Origin of the sequence: Halomonas sp. QHL1 (assembly GCF_001882345.1) — a bacterium.
In the GTDB taxonomy this organism is placed as follows: domain Bacteria; phylum Pseudomonadota; class Gammaproteobacteria; order Pseudomonadales; family Halomonadaceae; genus Vreelandella.
In genome coordinates, this window is the sequence record NZ_MINL01000001.1 from 3,777,406 (window position 1) to 3,796,977 (window position 19,572).

A 19,572-nucleotide genomic window follows, 5' to 3' on the forward strand; every position below is an offset into this window, starting at 1 on the left:
CTGGTGTGGCGCTGGGCAGTTTTTTAGATGGATAAGAGTGAATCGCTGTTAAAGCGCTTTATACATGACATAAGTATCGACAAAACCCAGGCGCGCGTGGCGGTAAGCGTTAGGAACGGTACCCACAATACTAAACCCCAGCTTCTGCCATAACGCGACGGCCACTTCATTGGTGGACACCACGGCGTTGTACTGCATGGCTAGGAACCCAAGTTCCCGTGCTCGCTGTTGGGAATGCTCGCACATGGCACGCGCTACGCCTTTACCCCGTGCGGCAGGGCTCACCATATAACCACAGTTACATATATGGTCTCCGGGGCCTGCCGCATTGGTTTTTAGGTAGTAAGCGCCCAGCACTTGGCCATTTTCATCTTTGGCAACCACACTGGCGTTGGGCGCTTTACACCATAGCTGACGGGCAGCTTCAAAACGGATATCTGGATCAAACGCATAGGTCTCTTGCGCTGCGACAATGGCTTGGAAAGTGGGCCAGAAAGCAGCAAAGTCGTCATCCATCATCAAAGAGAAAGCGAGTGTGGTCATAAGTATCCTGTAATGAGATGCGCTTACCGAGCAACCTCTGCCACAATCTCGTAGCTGCGCAGACGGTCAGCATGATTATAAAAATCGCTATTAATCATAAGCTCATCGGCACCAGTGCGGGCTTGGAACTCTTCAAGCTCCGCTTTCACCGTCTCTGGCCCGCCAATAATCGCCGCGCCTAAAAACTGGCTGACTTGGGCCTGTTCAACCGGCGACCAATCGAGCTGCTCAACCGGTGGCTGTGACTGAGTCGGTTTACCTCGAATCAGATTTAAAAATTTCTGCTGCGCGGTCGTGGCCAGGTAGTGGGCCATCGCATCGCTCTCTGCGGCCATCACGGGTAATCCAACCATGGCATGGGGCTTATCAAGGTGTTCCGAGGGGCGGAAATTGTCACGATATAAGCGCAGGGCCTCGAATAAATAGCCCGGTGCAAACTGCGCGGCAAACGCAAACGGCAAGCCCAGTTTGGCCGCCAGCTGAGCGCTGTAGCCGCTGGAACCCAGCAACCAGATAGGTACATGGGTGCCTTGGCCAGGAACCGCTTTGACACGCTGCTGGGGCTCTGCATCGGCTAAGTAGCTGCGCAGCTCGTTAAGTAGTTGCGGAAAATCATCGACCCCTGCATGGGCGTTGCGACGCATTGCCTGCATGGTGGCGCCATCCGAGCCTGGTGCGCGACCTAGGCCTAGGTCAATGCGGCCAGGGTAAAGCGTTTCCAGGGTGCCGAACTGTTCGGCAATCACCAGCGGTGGATGGTTAGGTAGCATAATCCCACCGCTGCCCACGCGGATGGTGGACGTTTGCCCGGCTATGTGGCCAATCAGAACAGCGGTTGCCGCGCTGGCAATGCCAGCAATATTGTGGTGCTCGGCTAGCCAGTAACGGGTATAGCCGAGACGTTCGGTTAATTGCGCCAGCGCGACGCTATCGTTAAAGGTCTCTGCGGCACTGCCGCCCTGGCGAATAGGCGCCAAGTCGAGAACGGAAAGTGCCGTGGAAGCGAGTTGGCTCATGGGTCACCTGCAAAAAAAGCGTGGGCGCGTAGAGTGAAAAATTACTTAGCGCGCTTGGTAATTACACGTTATGCGGCCAGTGCAGATGAATTGCAAGGTGTTACCTGCTTAGGTTTTTATCGAGGTAATGCTAAGCCTCACTCAAGCGGCGGTGTGGGGCGAATAAGAATTTCATTCACATCTACATGGGCAGGCTGCGCAAGGGCATAAATCACCGCATTGGCGATATCGCGATCTTCTAAGGCATGCGTTGGCGGTTCATCAAAAAAGGGTGTGTCGACCATTCCAGGTTCAATTAGGGTCACACGCATGCCGGTGCCGCGTAACTCTTCACGTAAGTTGTAGCCAATGCCGGTGACCGCCCACTTGGTCGCGCTATACATTGACCCAGGGATAGTCGTACGGCCTGCCGCAGAGCCGGTTAACAGTACGTGGCCTTTGCTTCGTTTAAGGGCGGGCAAGCAGGCTTGAATGGTGAGGCCCACGCCATAGACATTGGTCAGAATCATTTCACGCCATGCGTCGTGGTCAGCCTCGCTAAAGCCACCGGGGGAACCACCACGACCAGCGTTGGCAAAGACGCCATCCAAACGGCCAAAGGTTTCCAGCGCCTGCTCAACCATAGCCTGCTGCTGCTCCATGTTGGTCACGTCCAGCTCGCAGGTCAGCACATTTTCCGGCCCTAACTCTTGCGCCAGTGCGGTGAGCTTGTCACTAGAACGGGCGGCCAGTACCAGTTTATAACCTTCACGTGAGGCTGCTCGGGCGGTGGCTGCACCGATGCCGCTAGATGCGCCGGTAATTAATAGCACGCCAGTTTGCATGTGTTGCGCTCCTTGCTTGGTTAGTCAAGTAAGCTTTTAGCATGGCTAAGGTGACGGCATCCTGCAAATAATTGTCTAACCAGCCCGCTATGGCTTTGCTAATTTACCAATAGGGGATAGCCCACCTGCTTTACGTTTTAGCATCATCTTTACGCTTTAGCATCGCGGAGAGATCAAGAATAGCTTGGGCCATATCTGCCATACTCTTGCTTTGATCCATCGAGGTTTTACGCAGAAAGCGGTAGGCCTCTTCTTCACTCATCTCCTGGTGCGCCATGATCAGTCCCTTGGCGCGTTCGATCAGTTTTCGTTCACGTAGTGCTTTGCGGGTATTTTCAAGCTCATCGCTAAGCCCCTGTAAGCGGCTGGCCTGGGCTTGAGTGAGTTCAATCAGCGAGCGACCTAATGGGGAGGTGAGGGCGTTGGCCGTCAGGTCGCCTAATGGTTGCGAACCATTCAGCGCCAAAAGCTGTTCGCAAGGGGCGGGCGCAGGGCGACAGGGCTCCGCCTTGGTTTTTTCTAAAGCGTCCTCTGCCTGGGCGATTTTGCGGTGGCAAAGCACGCTCAGCTGTGAGATCAGCGCATCTTCCACCATTTTCATGGAGTCGATACGCAGAGTGGTCAATTCGTACCAGGTTTCACCCAGCGTATCCGGTGTATCTTTTTGCGGTGACTGCGTTGCCGACGAGCGCTGGCAGGCGATATCGCGCAGGTGGCAAATACCCGACAGCGTGCGTGGTGAAAGCTCCTTTTGCCATGCCTGCTGCGCTTCGGGTGTCGCAAACTCTACAAAGGTGTCGAAGCAGCGCTGTTGATCCGTCATTAGCTGGTTGAGCAGGGCGCGGTGGGGCTCATCGAAGTGGCCATGGGTAAAGCCAAAGGCGCCACAGGCGCGTTCCTGGCCAGCCAGCTCTTTGCCCTGCATCAAGTGGAAAATCGCCACTAACGTGCGGGTAATATCGGGGTCAATAGAGGTGTCGGCGGCCTCAAACACAATGGCCAGAAGCCCACTGGTCAACTGGTTAAACGCCTGGGTCGCTGCATCGGGCGTGATGGCAAAGGTATCAATGGCTTCGCGAAGTGCGCCAAGTTCGTCCAGCGCGTACCAAACGGCGGCAATCCGGCGCAGTAAACGCGCAGCAGCTTGAGGGCGGGCCTCCTCGCTGAGTGCCTCCAGCCGATGGCGCATTAGTATTTCGGCCTGTTGGCTGTGCTGCCGGTAGGTGTCGCGGCGTGTTTTGAAGCGCTGTCCCTGGGAAACCAGGTAAATCGTCGATGCGCCTCGTTCACGCTGGAGCATATGAATAAAGCGGCTAATGTCGCCAACAATATCGGCGGTGGTCGCAAGGTGGGAAAGATTGTCGATATCGCAACGGATGGCGGTTAAGAGCAGTTGCTGCGCTGAAGACATAGAAATTTCCTTGGTGACTCGCCGCCTAAATGTAAACACTCCCATACCGTTTTCTCCCATACCCAGATGAGGCGTATGGGAGTGAAAAGGAAAGTATGGGAGTTTGAGTTTACGTATGAATGTAAAAGTGTACTGGAAAGCGCTTAGCGTAACGACAGAGCGCCTGCGCCTACGTCATCACCTACTGCATCGCTATACGCTTTGGCCTCTTCAGCTTCAGTAGCATCGCTAAAGCGTACCAGCAACACACAGGAGGCCAGAACCAGTACAGTGAGGCCTAAATAGAATAGGCCTTGCTGATAGGTCAGGCTTTCGCTACGGAACAAAAACGCTGCGCCTACCGCGCCCACGTTACCGCCAGCGCCGACAATGCCCGCGACGGCTCCCAAGGCTTTTTTGTTGATGAACGGAACAACACCGTAGGTAGCACCTTCCGCCATTTGCACAAACAGGCTGAACACGAGCATGATGCCAATCGCGAGGCTTAATACGTGCATCTGCGAGAACGCTACTAGTGCAATACCTTCGCAAACCAAGGCAATAAACAGCCAGCGAACGCGGCCTTTCAAACCCCCTTGCTTGGCGAAAAGGTCTGAGAAAACGCCCCCCAGGGTACGCGCAAAAATATTCATCAAACCAAACAGACCGGCAATCAGACCCGCGGTAGCCAGGGTAAGATCAAACTTATCGAAGAAGTAGATAGCGGCGATATTGTTGATCGTCAGTTCCACACCAAAACAGAGACCGTAAACAACGAATAGCGCCCAAACACGAATATCCTTGGCGGCGGCTAGAAAGCTTTGTGCGGCACCATTTTCGCCTGAAGCTTCAGGCAATTCACCGCGTGCTCGCAGATCGCTGAAATTGCCGTTGGGTGCATCCTGGGTGAAGAACCAGTAGCCAATACCGGTAAAGAACATTACTACGCCAGGCACCATCATCGCCAAACGCCAGCCAAAGGCTTCGTTAACGCCCAGCATCAGCATGCCCGAAAAGATCAGCGGCATTAGAATTTGCGTCGTACCGCCGCCCAAGTTGCCCCAGCCTGCGCTGGTAGCATTGGCGGTGCCGACCACATTGGGGGCAAACATCATAGAGGTGTGGTACTGGGTAATAACGAAGGAGGCGCCAATCGCCCCAATGGCTAAGCGCGCCAATAGAAAGGTTTCAAAGCTATCGGCTAAGCCAATGCCCATTACCGGAATAGCACCTAACAAGAGCAGCCCGGTATAGGTTTTACGCGGGCCGATACGATCGCACAGTACGCCAATCGCAAGACGCACAATCACGGTGATCGCTACTGACGCAATAATCGTATTGCCGATTTGTGTTTGCGTCAGGGAAAGGTCTTCACGAACAATCGCCATAAGAGGGGCGATGCCGAACCAGCCGAAAAAGCAGATATGAAACGCGAACCATGAAAAGTGGAAAGCGCGCATCTGGGGGGTCGAGAAGTTAAATAACCGAATGCGGTTGGCTTTGTTGCGTATGTCCATGGGATGGCCTCACGGGGCATAAAACGAGTTGGTCGTTACGCAACGCAAACGATTTAGCGCGTTACGCAAACAATTGACGAGAACATGCCTTCATCGTTGAAGGTCAGGTTCGACGCACTCGTACCCAGTTGGGCCTGGTCCACGCCTACCACCACTGATAGGAGTTATGCAGGTAGTTTGCCAGTTGGTTATTTGTTGATAAAAATCAGTTTCTTAGTTTATTTTTGCTGTGCATGCGAGCGATGAGAGGAGAGGGCTATGCTGCATGATTGGGCATGCATAGCCAATTTTGCAGCATCTTGGTGCTAGCAGGGCTTAATGCGCGGGTTGTTCATTTAGCCCATTATTCATGTAAGTAGACGGCATCTATATCAAGGGTGGAGCGGTTGCCGATAGCATCAAAGTGTTCGCTTAACCAGCGTTCAGCGGCCGCTTGGCCCTGGTCACACAGATGGCATAGAAAAGCCCACTCGGAATTGGATTTGCTGGAGACAGAGAGCCCCTCTAGCGCCTGTTCACCGCTGATGCGGTGGAACAAAGCCTGTTGGTAGCAGTTTTCAATGCCTTGCTCGTCCAGCGCGTGCTTAAGCAAGGCGATCATGCGGATCTCTTTAATCAGTGCTGAGTTAAAGGTGATCTCGTTGAGACGGTTCATAATGGCCGACGCCGTGGTGGGAACCTCATTGCGGCTGATTGGGTTGATTTGTATCAGCAGAATATCCCGCGCGCTGCACTCCTCCATGAGCGGGAACAGCGCCGGATTACCCATATAGCCGCCATCCCAATACGCTTCGCCGTCGATCTCTACCGCTTGGAACATAAAGGGTAAGCAGGCAGAGGCCATCACAGCGTCAACGCTCATCTCTTCACGATGAAAAACGCGCTGTTTTCCCGTGCGTACGTTAGTGGCCGCCACAAACAGCTTGAGCTGATGGCATTTTCTCACCCGATCGAAATCAATGTGTTCTGCCACTATATCGCGTAATGGATTAATGTTGAGCGGGTTGAGTTGATAGGGAGAGGCCACACGGCTTAACAGATCCATCGCCATAAAACCGGGCGAGTGATCCAGGCTCCAGTTGCCGGTCAATATATCCATAGGGGAGCGGCGGATGGGGCTGGCCATACCCGCGCGGCTTACCGCCTGCCAAAAATTGTGTAACGCTTGCCGCGCGGTCTCTTTATCGCCTCTTGTTAGCGCATCGGCCATCACAACGCCATTCATCGCCCCGGCGCTGGTGCCGCTGATACCCTCGATTTCAATGCGATCATCTGCCAGAAGGCGGTCAATGACGCCCCATGTATAAGCCCCGTGAGCGCCGCCGCCTTGTAACGCGAGGTCTAGTTTTTTGACCTTTGCCATATGCTTGTTCCCGTTGCTCACTGATAAGGAGTGTGATTACAGTGAAAACAGCATGGCATAGGCAGCTAGAGAAGACGAAAGGCTATTTAGCGGGCAGCTCCACGAAAAGCACTCAAAGTGCTGGCTAACCTACAGGTTGGCTTCAACAAAGAGGCGGGACGTTTTCTTTTTCTAAGGTGCCCCCGCTAGCGGTGAATGGTGGCTAGGTGAGTATGGCGCCTCAAATATGGCGTGCTCCATGAGGTTGTCCAGTTGAAGGGCGAGCTGCTGGCTGGCTTCTTCCATCACGCCTAAGGCGGCCAGTTGCCCATTGCGGTCGCCCAAGCGGGCAAATTTAAGCGCTTCAGCGCCGCTTTCGTGCATGCGGCGATGCGGTGCCGCCAGCGCTCGATAAGCCTCGGTGCAAACATAGCGTTGGTAGCCTTCACCCTGCTGATGCCAGCGGCCTAAACGACATTGGTGATGGTCTTCTAGCGGGGTATCTGTGTTGGCAGATAATAGCTGCTTATAAAGCCGACATTTCCACACCGCATGATCAAGCTTAGCGGAGTGTAAAAATGCCGCAGTGGCGCTGTGATGAATCACTTTGTGCATATGCAGGGTTTGATCAGTAAGTTGATGCAATGCCTGCTTGGCTGTTTGCGCCGAATGGGCAATCTCGTCGTCGGCCAAACGCTTTTTCACCACGGCTTGGGAGTGTTCTCTTACTTGGCTATTAACCTGATCCATCAGCAAGCTGAGCTGGTGGCTAAATTGGTGCATATTTAGCGCTAAGCGGTGCACATCATCGGCAATGGCTGCCAGCCCTGGAGACTGCTGGCTAGAGGATTCAGCGCTGCCAAGTAGGCCTTGGCTATGGGCTGTTTCAAGCGCCGTGCTAACCGCTAACGCTTGGGCATGGCCCGCATTCCGCGAGAGGGCGACCTGCAATTGGTTTAGGGCGTGTAAGGTTTTGGCTAGCACTAACGGGGGCAACGCTTCGGCATGCTCTGTGTCGAGGCAGCACTGATCAAGGGTATTGACGGCTTGTTCAGCTGCGGCGATTAAATTAGCCGTTTCCGTTAATGTGGAGCGCTCACCGGCAAGCTGGTCGGCGTATTCCTGAATGCCGCTATTTAGAGCAGCCAGCATATCTGCCCCCCTCGCTTGTAGCATGCCGATAGATTGTGCCGGTTTCATCAGGCTTAACAAGCGGCAACTGGGAGAAGGCGTAGCAGCGTCAAGCTGAGCGCGTAAATCGGCGACTTCCTGTTCCAGGCGGCGAATTTTTTGATACGGGTGCATAAAGGTGAACATGGCAAAGGCACCTACGGCAGATAGCAATACCTTGTGTTGATTTGTCACAAAGTATTGCTGAAGGTTCCTCCGTGCGCCTGATTTAATTGCCGTAAATGAAGAAATTGATCCGCTGACTAGCTGCAAGACTGAAATTGTTCACGCTTACCGTGACTAAATGTCCCGAAATTAGCGCCGTGCAAGCTGCGCGGCGTCCGCTGTGCAGCCTAGAAATGCTGAGGTGGCAAGCCACTCAGCATCGGGATAATAAGCGAAGACATACTGATCCTCTTTTAGGCTGTCGATCAGCGGGTAAGTAACGTCTTCACTTACCGCCGGACAGCCATGACTGCGTCCGAGTCTCCCAGTTTGGGTGATGAAAGCGTCGCTGACATAGTCAGCGCCGTGGATCACAATAGCGCGCTCAAACGCCAAGTCGTTGACGTTGGGTTCAAGGCCCTCCAGGCGCAGTGAATAGCCGTTGCGCCCATAGTAGCTGTTCATAGTGCGAAACAGGCCAATACTGGATTGATGGCTATCGGGGGTATTGGAAAACGTTTCTGCTTGGGCGTCGCCGGAACCTTGGCCGTGAGAGACAAGCTCTTCGAAGAGCAGTTTATGCTGGCGCAAATCAAATACCCACAGGCGTGGTTCGGTAGACGGCAAGGAGTAATCGATCACCGCAAGGCGCTCGGCATTGGGTTCGGCGCAGTTAAGCGCTTGAGCGGCTAAACGCAGCGCATCGGGTGAAGCCTGGGGAGCGAGCTGCTGCAACTGATGGTGTAACGGCAGCACGCCGCGAGGGGGCGTTGAATCAACTTGGGCGAAGAAACTGGCAGCGTGTAGCGGTAATGTAAATAATGTAAAAGGTAGCGAAAATAATAACGTGGCAACATTTAAACGAAGAGCCATAAAAGTCGATCCTACGAGCAATATCAGTCATTATGAAGATTAGCCGACTAATATAAAAAAACAGGGTCGGCGATGTGGAAGACCATAGTAACGCAAGGAGAGGGCGATGAACGAGATACAGCCACTAAGACAATGGGCGATAGGGGTCGCTCTATGTCTCACGCTTACCCACAGCCCTTTAGGCATTAGCTATGCGCATGCGGACTCAGCGCCGTTACAACAGGCACTAGCCCAGCAATTAAGCAGCGTGGAAGCGCAGCGGCTACCCGTTGCTGAGTTTTATCAACTGCGCGATGGTCAACCCGCCTGGCAGTCAGCGAGGGCGGTTGAGTCATTGGTCGCTGCACTCAATAGCTTGGAAACCGACGGCTTAGCACCCGAAGATTACCACGCTGACACGCTGATTGATGAGTTTCAGCGCAGCCAGGCAAGCGATCAAGTCGCTCAGGCATCGTTTGATATTAAAGCGACTCAGTCGCTGCTGCTGGCGCTGGATCATGTAGAGCGCGGCAAGGTAAATCCGCGTGATGTCGAACCCCAGTGGGATGCGCAACGCCCAGAGCGTCGCTACTCACTGCTACGCGTTGTGCATGCCGTCGATGACCGTACGCTTGATAACGCTATCGCGTTGGCCCGACCCTCATCAGCCGAATATCAACAGTTGCGCAATGCCCTGAAGCAGCATTATCAGTTGGCTAACTTAGGTAGCGCGCCCTACCTAGCGGCGCGGGATGAGTCGCTTCGCCCAGGCGATGAGGCCGACGATGTGAGCGTGCTGCGTCAACGTCTAGCGCTGTGGGGAGAGGCTGATTTGCAGGTGGCTGACAGCAGTGCTTATCCAATGATAAGAGTGCAGGCGGCGGCTAATCGGCGCACCTTTGATGCACCGCTAGAAGCCGCTGTGAGGCGTTTCCAGCGCCGCCATTTGCTGCAGGAGGATGGCGTGGTGGGCGAACAAACTCGCCTGGCGTTGAATACCTCGGTGGCGTCGCGAATCGATCAGCTGCGGGTCAATTTAGAGCGTGCCCGGTGGATCCGTCCGATGCAGTCTGCTGAGCCACGGGTATGGGTCGATATTGCGGGCTACCGGATGCACTACGTGCGCCCGAACGGCCAGCACTGGGATGCCCGTGTGGTGGTAGGGACGCCGCATCGCGAGACGCCGATTATCCACTCCACGATCAGCCATTTAACCATTAACCCCTCCTGGACAATCCCTCCGACGATTATGCGCGAGGATGTGTTGCCCCAGGTGCGTGCCGATATCGACTACTTGGCGCGTAAAAATATCCAGGTGATTAGCACCATGGGCGAACTGCTTGCTGCAGAGGAGATCGACTGGCAGCGCCCCGGCAGCGTTATGTTGCGCCAAGTGGCGGGTGCGGGTAATCCGCTAGGTCGCGTCGTGGTGCGGTTTCCCAACGATGACATGATCTATTTGCACGACACCCCCGCACAGGGTTTATTCCAGCGCGATCAGCGTGCACTCAGTTCAGGCTGTATTCGGGTTGAAGGTGTGGCTGAGCTGGCGCAAATGCTGCTGCAAGATACCGGCAGTCGTTACCAAATGAGTTCGCTGTTAAATGGGGGGAGTGATCGCAATGTGAGCTTGTCCCAGCGTATTCCGATTGCGCTGCATTATTTAACCGCATGGCCGAATGCCGATGGTGAAGTGGAGTTTAGGCCTGATATCTACCGCCGTGATGCAACGCTACTGGCGGCATTGCGTCGTTCGGTCTAGGTATTGAGATAGCGCAAGCCAACGCAAAACACCGCCAAAATGGCGGTGTTTTGCGTTAAGCATCGAATTGAACCGAATCGTTAGTCGTCGCTTTCCTGTTGGTAGTTAGCCACGCTAACCGGCCCTGTTTCGCCGCTTTCCAGTGTCGCCAGTATCGGTGCTGCCTGGGTTTGGAACGCAATAAGCGTGTCGCCGCTCAAGCTGGTGTTTTCAGGCAGGGGAACCGTCATCGCATTGACCGGTGAGTTGTTGACGATGACTTCATAGTGCAGGTGAGGCCCAGTGCTACGGCCTGTATTGCCTGATAGTGCAATACGCTCGCCCATCGTTACCCGTTCACCTTGCTTAACCAGCGGGCGGGAGAGGTGCAGGTAGCGAGTACGGTAGCCATTGTCGTGACGGACGACAATATAGCGTCCTGCGGCGTGATGGTTACTCACGCGCTCGACAACACCATTGGCGGGAGCCGTTACCGGCGTGCCAATGGGCATGGCAAAGTCGGTACCGTTATGCGGGCTAACACGGCCAGTGACCGGGTGCTTACGCCGCGGGTTAAAGTTGGAGCTTAAGCGGTAGCTGCCTTCAAACGGGTGGCGGGCAAAGGCGGGGTCCAAACTGCCGCCCTCAGGCGTGTAGAAATTATCGTCGCTGGCATTTCGTACAACGGTTAAGTCCATGCGTTCGCCGTCGTAATGAACCGCTAATACGCGAGAATCGAGTGTTTCCCCATCGATCATGTCTGACTCAACCAGTACCTGAAAGCGGTCACCGCGGCGGCTATCGCGCCGAAAATCAAGCTTCTTTTCAAGTAGCTTCGTCAGTTCCGTTACCGAGCCGCTGTTTAAGCCTGTTGCCTGGGCGGAGCGCGCAAAACTACCGCTGACGCTACCTGCATAGAGGCGCTGAACAGGTTCGCCCTGGCGCTCTATAGTGGTAATGGCGAAGTGGTCTGCATCCTTCTCCAACAATATGCCATTGCGGGTATTTTTCATCATCCGCAGCGATAACAAGCGCCCATCTTCATCCAACTGGTAATCAAAGCTGTGACCAGCGCGCCAATTCGTTAGCATGCGCTGATCGGGTAAATCTTCAAGCAGGGCCATCACTTCGCTGTAGCCAAGGCCTAGTTCATTCTGGGCCAATACGGCAAAAGTTTCGCCGGATTCGACAATATGCGTTTCCCATTCAGGCACGAACGGCTCTTCTGCTGCCAGCTCTAACTCCAGGAACGAGATATCGTCAAATAGATCAACGCCGTAATCCTCATAAGAGGTGGCGTCGGCTATTTCAACAGAGGAAGTGTTATCTGCATCCAGCATGCCACTGGCCAGGGTGCCCAGCACAATCGCCATATGCAGTGCGCCATCATCAAGGGCGTCGCTGCCCAGCGCTGGAGTATTCAGCATTGGTGCTTCGAGTGACGCGGCATTCAACACCGTGATATTACTACCTAACACTGGTTGATTTGTCATGCCAGCTTCTGCGCTGGCGATGACGTCAAGATCAATGATCTCGGTTACGGTGAGTTCACTAAGGGGAATATTTTCGCGAGTGGCGTCGAGGGCGCGTGAGGCGCGATCGATCGCATCTGCCACGGGGGTTCGTTCTTGACGCAGGGAAGGAACGCCCGGAGCAGAGTCACTCGGAAGCGGAACCAGCACGCTTTCGAGTGGGGTATGTGATTGATTTAAATCTTGATATGTCGTCAGTAATTTTTGTGTGCCCAGCACAGTGACCATTGTGGCCACGGGTAACAGTAATAATTTATGCGTGCGGGGCAGCGAATGAAGGATTCGCAACATGGGAAAATGGACCGCCGAGTTCGTGATTAATAATAACTATAAAGTGAATAAACTCAGAAACCATACCCCATGAAAGCATGAGTGCATAGACTGTATATCTATACATAAAACGTAATTTAATACAAAAAAGACAATAATAGCTAAAGATTACTATTTATAAACACCGTTTGCTAACAAATGTAACCAATAAAGTGAGTTAACTAAATAACCTGAGTTAAGCATAGACAAAAATTAACTTTTTTAAAGTCGAAATATAATAAATGTGGAGCGTTTAGCTGTTCGGCAAGCACTGAACACTTTTTTTACCTGCCGTTAGCGGCTATTTTTCAGTCCTTTCACAAGCATAAGCGGAAGTATTGGCTGTTTCCTGGCATTCTAGCCATGTTTTCGAACACATGTTTTTTCGAACATTAAGCGCATTGTATCGCTGTATTGCGTTGAGGAAATCGAAATGTCCCGGGTAACACTTTCACAATGGCAAATGTTGGCCGCCGTGGTTGACCATGGTGGATTTGCGCGTGCGGCAGAAGCTGTACATAAAAGTCCTTCCACGCTGAATCATGCCGTGCATAAGTTAGAAGAGCAGTTAGGCGTCCAGGTGCTAGAGCCTATTGGTCGACAAGTGCGGTTAACCGAAGCTGGCGAGCTGCTGCTTCGGCGTGCGCGTCAATTAATAGAGAGTGCGGCTTCACTTGAGGATGTCGCCACCCGGCTAGCCGCTGGTTTAGAAGCGGAAGTAGTGGTCGCCATCGATCAGGTATTTCCTGCTGCCGCTCAAGCCAAAGCGTTAGAACGCTTCTCGGAAACGTATCCCCAGGTGCGCGTTCAGCTACACGAGAGTGTGCTCAATGGCGGCATTGAAATGCTCTACGATGGCCGCGCAGACTTGGTGGTCTCCGGCATTGAGGCGCAGGGCTTCTTGGGCGAACCGCTGGTAACCGTGCGTTTTGTTGCGGTGGCGCATCCCCAGCATGCGCTGCACCAGTTGGGTCGCTCGTTGGATCTTCGCGATTTGGCCCAGCATCGGCAGTTGGTGGTGCGTGATTCAGCACTGCGCCAATCAACCAACGCTGGCTGGTTGAAAGCTGAGCAGCGCTGGACCGTCAGCCACCTTAATACCTCACTGGATATGCTAAGACGAGGCCTGGGCTTTGCCTGGATGCCGGAGACACGTATTGTTGAGGAGTTAAACAGCGGTCAATTAAAGCCGCTGCCACTCCCCGCGGGCGGTATTCGTGAAGTGCCGATTCAGATGATTTTTCGCGACCGGGATCGGGCAGGGCCTGCGGCTCACGCAATGGCCGCTGCACTGAAACAGGCCGTGGTAAGCGAGTGTGCGCTGCATGATTCGACTTACTCGAATGAAAGGCCGTAAAACATCCGCTTGAGCCTCCCTGAAGCGGGCGTATGCTGAAAAAAAGTAACGCGATAGCTAAGACTCCAAAAAACTTTTCAGGAGACGCCTCATGGGACTACTTGTAAACGGCGAATGGCAAGATCAGTGGTATGACACTAAAAAACACGGCGGCGAGTTTGTTCGCGAATCTGCTCAGTTGCGCGACTGGGTGGGTGACCAGCCGGAAACAGACGGTGACTGCTACCCAGCGGAAAAAGAGCGTTACCATTTATATGTCTCCCTCGCCTGCCCCTGGGCGCATCGCACGCTGATTATGCGTAAGCTGAAAGGGCTGGAGCCGTTGATCGGCACATCCCATGTTAGCCCATTAATGCTCGACCAAGGCTGGACGTACCGCCAGGACGAAGGCGCCAGTGGCGACCCCATTAACGGCGTCGACTTTCATCACCAGCTGTATACCATGACCGACCCAAACTATACCGGTCGTGTCACCGTGCCCGTGCTATGGGACAAACAGCGCAGTGCCATTGTTAATAATGAATCTGCGGATCTGCTGCGTATGTTTAACCAAGCGTTTGATGAGTTGACCGGCAACGACTTGGATTTTTACCCAGAAGACCTGCGTGGGGTCATTGATGACGTAAACGCCGATGTCTATGACCATATCAATAACGGTGTTTATAAATCAGGCTTTGCCACCGAGCAGGCGGTTTATGAGAAGCACGTGAAGGCACTGTTTGACGCCCTAGAGCGTATGGAAGCACGTTTGGCCGAACATCGTTACCTAGCAGGAGAGTGGTTAACCGAAGCAGATATCCGTCTGTTTACGACGCTGATCCGATTTGATGCGGTTTACTACGGGCATTTTAAATGCAATTTTAAACGCATTGAGGATTATCCCAACCTCTCCAATTACGTGAGGGAAATCTATCAGTGGCCGGGGGTGGCAGAGACCGTCAATATGGACCATATCAAACGCCACTACTATTATAGTCATGACACGATCAACCCTACGCGTATCGTACCTACCGGGCCGTTGCTCGACTTTGAGCAGCCTCATGACCGCGAGCGTTTGCCGGGGCAGGGCGTACGACGTAAATAGCTCACCACATGTAGCTAGCATCAAAAAGGGCCGCCTATATAGGCGGCCCTTTAAACTGCGCTCTTCAGTCAATCTAACGATAGCGTTTAGCCATTAATCGTCAGCATTTACTGCTTCGCGGGTACGCTGCCAGGCGCTTTCAGCACCTTCTTGGGTGGTTTCCCAAGCATCACGGGCATTGGCTTTGGTCTGCTCCCACCAATCGTTGTTGTAGGCGGGGAAGGCTTCGACTTCTTCCTGGCTGGCTTCGACCATAATGCGGTGCTCGGTGTCACCGTCATCTTCCGTCTCGGTTTCGAGAGTGAAGTAATCAGTGCCGACAACAATTTCGCGGCCACCTAGGCCAAGCACTGAACCACTTTCGATCACAATCGCATTAATACGCATCTCTTCATCAAACAGGATGTCTTCAACATCGCCGATCTCTTCACCGGAACCGCCGGAAAAATAGACCTCTGCATCAAGAATGTCGTCGGCAGAATACATACCCTGGGGCTCATTGGATGCATGAGCGCCCATGGCAAAGCTTCCCAGTAGGGCTGTACCGATTGCGGTTGTCAGAAGTGTCTTACGCATAGCATCTCTCCATGTGGCTACGATAGATAGTAAGTCGATACGGCTGCAGATAGTGAAGGGATAACGTAACCAGAACCTTCACTACATTATGTTGCTAAGAAAACCGACCTACCAAAACGGAAATGGTGTAATTAGAGGGTGCAGTAACAGTATTACTGCTTATCAGCCCAGTCATCGGCTTGGCGCTCTGCTTCTTCGCGCTCAAGACCGTACTTCTGCTGAAGCTTGCCCACTAGCTGATCTTTCTTACCGCCGATCTGATCCAGTTCGTCGTCAGTAATCTCGCCCCAGCTAGAGCGGGCCTTACCCTTCATCTCTTTCCATCTGCCTTCAATTTGATCCCAGTTCATTGCATCGCTCCTTGAGAATAGTGAACTTAATTAGGCATTTCCTAGGTTAGACCATATTTGCATGAGTGCAAGTCCTTGATCCAATGTGGTGTAAGTTAAAAGCACTGGTAAAAGCTGAAATGCAGTGGTAGGATGCGCCTTCCTCGCATGTGTTGACCCCTCCATCATGACGATAAGCGTCTTTCTACGTAGTTATTCGTAGTAGCGCTTGCGGGAACATCTCGCCATTTGCTAGATGTTCATTGCTGTGAAGATGGCGCGCCTCCAGTATTTCACCACACGGGTGAAATCGGCGCAGAAGGTCGCCACAACGGTTGGCCCGCTAACGCGGTGTTTGCTAACCGGATGCTAGGTGCGACCGGCGTCTCCGACTCCATTGATGGCTTTGACCGCTACGGCGGTGCCTGTTATCGATAACGACCACACTCTATGTCGTTATGCGCTGACTGAGTCAGAGACGCTTATGATGTTTTTTGCCGGTGCTTACCGGCCTACCAAGGTGTGATTAATGACCTCGACTTCTGTCGCCTCGCCGAGCTTCGGCGATCTGGCTCTTTTGCCTGCCGTTCTGTCTGCTGTTGAATCACAGGGCTACCTAGTTCCCTCGCCGATTCAAGCGCAAACCATCCCTGCGCTGCTTGAAGGCCGCGATATGCTGGGCCAGGCCCAGACGGGTACCGGCAAAACTGCAGCGTTTGCATTACCGTTACTGTCACGTTTAGAACTGACTCGCCGCGAGCCGCAAGTTTTGGTGATGGCGCCAACCCGCGAATTGGCTCAGCAGGTAGCTGCCTCGTTTAGTAAGTATGGCCAAAACCTCAAAGGGCTCGAAGTTGCGACCCTATGTGGTGGCCAAGAGTACCGTGAACAGCTGGGCGCCCTTAAGCGTGGCGCACAAGTGGTTGTTGGTACCCCAGGCCGGATTATCGACCACCTGGATCGCGGTAGCCTTAAGCTTGACGGCCTCTCCGCCCTAGTGCTGGACGAAGCTGATGAAATGCTGCGCATGGGCTTTATCGACGACGTAAAACGCGTGGTTGCCGATACCCCGAAAGATGCTCAGCGTGTGTTCTTCTCGGCGACTCTGCCGACTGAAATTGAGCGCATCGTTAACCGCTACTTGGTTAACCCGGTGAAAGTCGCGATTGAGTCGGGCACTACGACCGGCGAAAACATCGAACAGCGCATTGTGCGCGTTGATGGTGGCGCTAAGCTTGAAGCCGTTGCACGTATTCTCGAAGTCGAGCCGGTCGATGGTGCCATCGTCTTTGTGCGTACCCGTGCCGCTTGTACCACGCTCGTTGAGCAGTTGACTGCGCGTGGCGTTAACGCCGCTGGCCTGTCGGGTGATCTCGACCAGAGCCTGCGTGAGCGCACCATTACGCGCTTGAAGCGTGGCAAAGTCGACGTGCTGATCGCTACTGACGTGGCAGCTCGCGGTCTTGACGTGTCGCGTATCACACACGTAATCAACTACGACCTGCCCCAAGATGCCGAAGCTTACACGCACCGTATCGGCCGTACTGGTCGTGCGGGTCGTAGTGGCATCGCGATTACCTTTGCTGGCTTCCGTGAAGCGCGTAAAGTGGGCTGGATGGAGCAGGCAACCGGTCAGAAAATGACCGAAATGCCGCTGCCTGACGAAGCCGCTATTCGCGCCCATCGCGATGAAGTCTTCCATCAGCGTGTTATTGCCTCCTTGACGAAAGGCGCCGAAGAGCAGCGTGCTCTGATTGAGCGCCTGGTTGAAGAAGGCCATGACCCGATCGAGCTAACCTGTGCGTTTGCCGCTATGGCGCGCGCTGACGAGCCGCCGATTGGTCGCCTACAGGCGCCGCGCAAAGAGAAGCCCTCGCGTGATGGTGCGGCTGGCGGTAAGCCGGGTGCACGCCGCGAACGCACTGGCGCGCCGACTGAAGGCATGACGCGCTACCGTGTATCGGTTGGTCATAAAGATGGCGTCAAGCCTGGCCAACTCGTCGGTGCCCTCGCTAACGAAGGCGGCATTGAAGGCGCGCGTATCGGTCGTATCGATATTCGCAACGCTTTCTCTGTGGTCGAACTGCCGAGCGGCTTGCCCTCGACGATTCTGACCAAGATGGCCCGTGCTCGTGTAGCCGGTCGTCCGCTGGAAATCAGCGAAGACAGCGCACCGGCAGAGCGCGCTCCGCGCCGTCGTCGTGACGAAGGCGATGCGCCGGTTCGTCGTCGCGAACGTGCATAAGGATTAATCAGCAGCCGCCAAGCGGCAGTTGAGAAAATCTCAACGCCCCCGCACCTTTACTGGTGCGGGGGCGTTTTTTTGCTACCTTATTCATCATCCACAGGATTGTTTACGTTCAGGGAGGAAGCCATGACCGTAACGCTACACGAATGGAATTTGGCTCCGCGAGAGGCCAGGGCACTGCAGTCGCAACTGGCAAAGCGCTTGGAGCTTACAGATCGCCTAGCGCCGATAACGCATATCGCCGGGGTGGATATCGGTTTTGAAGAGGGCGGCGAAATCACCCGGGCAGCGGTGGTGGTATTGAAGTGGGACTCTGCCACCGCGCCCGATCTAACGGTGGTGGAGCAGGTGGTTCATCGCGAGCCCACCCGCATGCCCTACATTCCAGGTCTGCTGTCGTTTCGTGAAATTCCCGCCGCGCTGGGGGCATTTGAAAAACTAAGCGTGATGCCTGAACTGGTGATGGTCGATGGCCAGGGAATTGCACACCCACGGCGGTTAGGTGTGGCAGCTCACTTAGGATTATGGCTGGATTTGCCCACCATCGGCATTGCCAAGTCACGCTTATATGGCCAACACGCTGCGGTGAGCGAGCAGCGCGGGGACTGGGTGCCGCTCTACGCAGGGCAAGAGACCATTGGTGCCGTTTTGCGCTCCCGCACCAAGGTCAAGCCCGTGTATATATCGCCTGGGCACCGTATCACTTTAGAGACCTCGCTGACCTGGGTGTTGCGCTGTTTAGGGCGTACCAAACTGCCTGAACCAACGCGGCTGGCGGATCGATTGGCTTCACGGCGTGATCAGCGGAGGTAGTCGGCTACACAAACGCCAAAAAGCGCCGCAGCAGGCTGGAAGCATCGAGGCAGTCAGTAATGTTCGCTAACAGGGTGTCGGGCTCTTCGCCCTGGTCGCGTAGGGCGGCGCGTTGGCGTTCGAGGTAGGCACGCATCACTGGCGCCGTAAACTCGGGGTGAAACTGCACGCTCCACTGGCGCGGCCCGTAGCGCAGCGCCTGGTGGGCGTCGTGGCTGTTATGGGCTAACACCGTGCAACCGAGAGGCGCTTGCATCACCGACTGGGTATGAGTCAGGTGGGCGGCAAAGCTCGCCGGTAGCTGGCTAAACAGCGGGTCTTGCTGGCCTGCTTGGGTTAGTCGCACGGTGCGTGTGCCGGATTCGCGGCCCGCGGGATGGTAGTCGCTCACGCCACCAAAAGCGGCGGCCATTAACTGGTGACCATAGCAAACGCCAAGCATCGGCGTGTCGTTTGCCAGTGCCTCTTGCAGCCACGGCTTAAGCGCTTCGCTCCAGGGTTCGGCCTCGCTGACCATACTGTGTGAGCCAGTAATCACAATACCTGCGAGTGCATCAAGGTCAGGGGCAATGGGTTGGCGTGTTGCGTCCCAAACCTGTAGCTCTAAATGTGCCGGCAGGGCAGTGCTGAGCTGCTTTAAAAATAGCGTTTCAAAATCACCGTGCTGGTCGACAACTTCCGGAAAAGCGTCGCCGGTTTTAACGATCAATACACAGGCCATATGACTCTCTCGGTATGATGAAATGCTAACGTTGAACAAAGGC

The 19,572-nt window shown here is 54.3% G+C and carries 18 protein-coding genes; 6 read left to right on the forward strand and 12 right to left on the reverse strand.

Translation table 11 applies throughout. The features are described 5' to 3' along the window. Window positions 1-48: 48 nt before the first annotated feature. The 8 genes from QHL1GM_RS17270 to QHL1GM_RS17305 form a co-directional block, all read right to left on the reverse strand. Complete coding sequence (locus QHL1GM_RS17270; protein ID WP_071695574.1) at window positions 49-543, reverse strand: GNAT family N-acetyltransferase; 495 nt, start codon at window positions 541-543, stop codon at window positions 49-51. A gap of 23 nt (window positions 544-566) precedes the next feature. Further along, a complete protein-coding gene (locus tag QHL1GM_RS17275) occupies window positions 567-1,559 on the reverse strand; it encodes an LLM class flavin-dependent oxidoreductase (RefSeq protein WP_071695575.1) in 993 nt (330 codons plus the stop codon). Window positions 1,560-1,696: 137 nt separating this feature from the next. Then, on the reverse strand, window positions 1,697-2,383 hold the full coding sequence (locus QHL1GM_RS17280) for an SDR family oxidoreductase (protein ID WP_071695576.1): 687 nt from the start codon (window positions 2,381-2,383) through the stop codon (window positions 1,697-1,699). 130 nt (window positions 2,384-2,513) lie between these two features. Then, window positions 2,514-3,794 (reverse strand): nitrate regulatory protein, encoded by a 1,281-nt coding sequence (locus QHL1GM_RS17285; RefSeq protein ID WP_071695577.1) that lies wholly within the window; start codon window positions 3,792-3,794, stop codon window positions 2,514-2,516. Between the two features lie 143 nt (window positions 3,795-3,937). After that, window positions 3,938-5,290: a NarK family nitrate/nitrite MFS transporter gene (locus QHL1GM_RS17290; RefSeq protein ID WP_071695578.1), complete on the reverse strand. Its 1,353-nt coding sequence runs from the start codon at window positions 5,288-5,290 to the stop codon at window positions 3,938-3,940. Window positions 5,291-5,633: 343 nt separating this feature from the next. Further along, window positions 5,634-6,653, reverse strand: a complete 1,020-nt coding sequence (locus QHL1GM_RS17295; RefSeq protein WP_071695579.1) for a patatin-like phospholipase family protein — start codon at window positions 6,651-6,653, stop codon at window positions 5,634-5,636. A 171-nt stretch (window positions 6,654-6,824) separates the two neighbouring features. Beyond that, window positions 6,825-7,997: a CZB domain-containing protein gene (locus QHL1GM_RS17300; RefSeq protein ID WP_254795328.1), complete on the reverse strand. Its 1,173-nt coding sequence runs from the start codon at window positions 7,995-7,997 to the stop codon at window positions 6,825-6,827. A 120-nt stretch (window positions 7,998-8,117) separates the two neighbouring features. After that, window positions 8,118-8,840, reverse strand: coding sequence for a murein L,D-transpeptidase catalytic domain family protein (locus tag QHL1GM_RS17305; RefSeq protein WP_071695581.1), 723 nt, complete (start codon window positions 8,838-8,840; stop codon window positions 8,118-8,120). Between the two features lie 106 nt (window positions 8,841-8,946). Between QHL1GM_RS17305 and QHL1GM_RS17310 the strand changes: the two genes are divergently transcribed. After that, entirely contained in the window at window positions 8,947-10,581 is a 1,635-nt protein-coding gene (locus QHL1GM_RS17310; RefSeq protein WP_071695582.1) for a murein L,D-transpeptidase, read from the forward strand. Window positions 10,582-10,661: 80 nt separating this feature from the next. Here QHL1GM_RS17310 and QHL1GM_RS17315 read toward each other — a convergent pair whose 3' ends face one another. After that, entirely contained in the window at window positions 10,662-12,383 is a 1,722-nt protein-coding gene (locus QHL1GM_RS17315) for a peptidoglycan DD-metalloendopeptidase family protein (RefSeq protein ID WP_071695583.1), read from the reverse strand. A gap of 451 nt (window positions 12,384-12,834) precedes the next feature. On the opposite strand from QHL1GM_RS17315, the gene QHL1GM_RS17320 reads away from it, so the two are divergent. Next, the gene (locus QHL1GM_RS17320) at window positions 12,835-13,758 is read left to right on the forward strand and encodes a LysR family transcriptional regulator (RefSeq protein WP_071695584.1); all 924 of its coding nucleotides are present in this window, start codon (window positions 12,835-12,837) and stop codon (window positions 13,756-13,758) included. 91 nt (window positions 13,759-13,849) lie between these two features. Further along, window positions 13,850-14,842: a glutathione S-transferase family protein gene (locus QHL1GM_RS17325; protein ID WP_071695585.1), complete on the forward strand. Its 993-nt coding sequence runs from the start codon at window positions 13,850-13,852 to the stop codon at window positions 14,840-14,842. A gap of 93 nt (window positions 14,843-14,935) precedes the next feature. Here the strand turns inward: QHL1GM_RS17325 and QHL1GM_RS17330 are convergent, their stop codons facing one another. Together QHL1GM_RS17330 and QHL1GM_RS17335 are read right to left on the reverse strand one after the other, a co-directional pair. Continuing rightward, window positions 14,936-15,418: a PRC-barrel domain-containing protein gene (locus QHL1GM_RS17330; RefSeq protein WP_071695586.1), complete on the reverse strand. Its 483-nt coding sequence runs from the start codon at window positions 15,416-15,418 to the stop codon at window positions 14,936-14,938. Between the two features lie 152 nt (window positions 15,419-15,570). Then, the gene (locus QHL1GM_RS17335; RefSeq protein WP_071695587.1) at window positions 15,571-15,768 is read right to left on the reverse strand and encodes a CsbD family protein; all 198 of its coding nucleotides are present in this window, start codon (window positions 15,766-15,768) and stop codon (window positions 15,571-15,573) included. A 228-nt stretch (window positions 15,769-15,996) separates the two neighbouring features. On the opposite strand from QHL1GM_RS17335, the gene QHL1GM_RS17340 reads away from it, so the two are divergent. From QHL1GM_RS17340 to nfi, 3 genes are all read left to right on the forward strand, one after another. After that, complete coding sequence (locus QHL1GM_RS17340) at window positions 15,997-16,185, forward strand: hypothetical protein (RefSeq protein ID WP_071695588.1); 189 nt, start codon at window positions 15,997-15,999, stop codon at window positions 16,183-16,185. Window positions 16,186-16,276: 91 nt separating this feature from the next. Beyond that, a complete protein-coding gene (locus tag QHL1GM_RS17345; RefSeq protein ID WP_071695589.1) occupies window positions 16,277-17,992 on the forward strand; it encodes a DEAD/DEAH box helicase in 1,716 nt (571 codons plus the stop codon). A 129-nt stretch (window positions 17,993-18,121) separates the two neighbouring features. Continuing rightward, a complete protein-coding gene (nfi, locus tag QHL1GM_RS17350) occupies window positions 18,122-18,808 on the forward strand; it encodes a deoxyribonuclease V (RefSeq protein WP_071695590.1) in 687 nt (228 codons plus the stop codon). 4 nt (window positions 18,809-18,812) lie between these two features. Here nfi and QHL1GM_RS17355 read toward each other — a convergent pair whose 3' ends face one another. Beyond that, entirely contained in the window at window positions 18,813-19,529 is a 717-nt protein-coding gene (locus tag QHL1GM_RS17355) for a glutamine amidotransferase (RefSeq protein WP_071695591.1), read from the reverse strand. Window positions 19,530-19,572 lie beyond the last annotated feature (43 nt).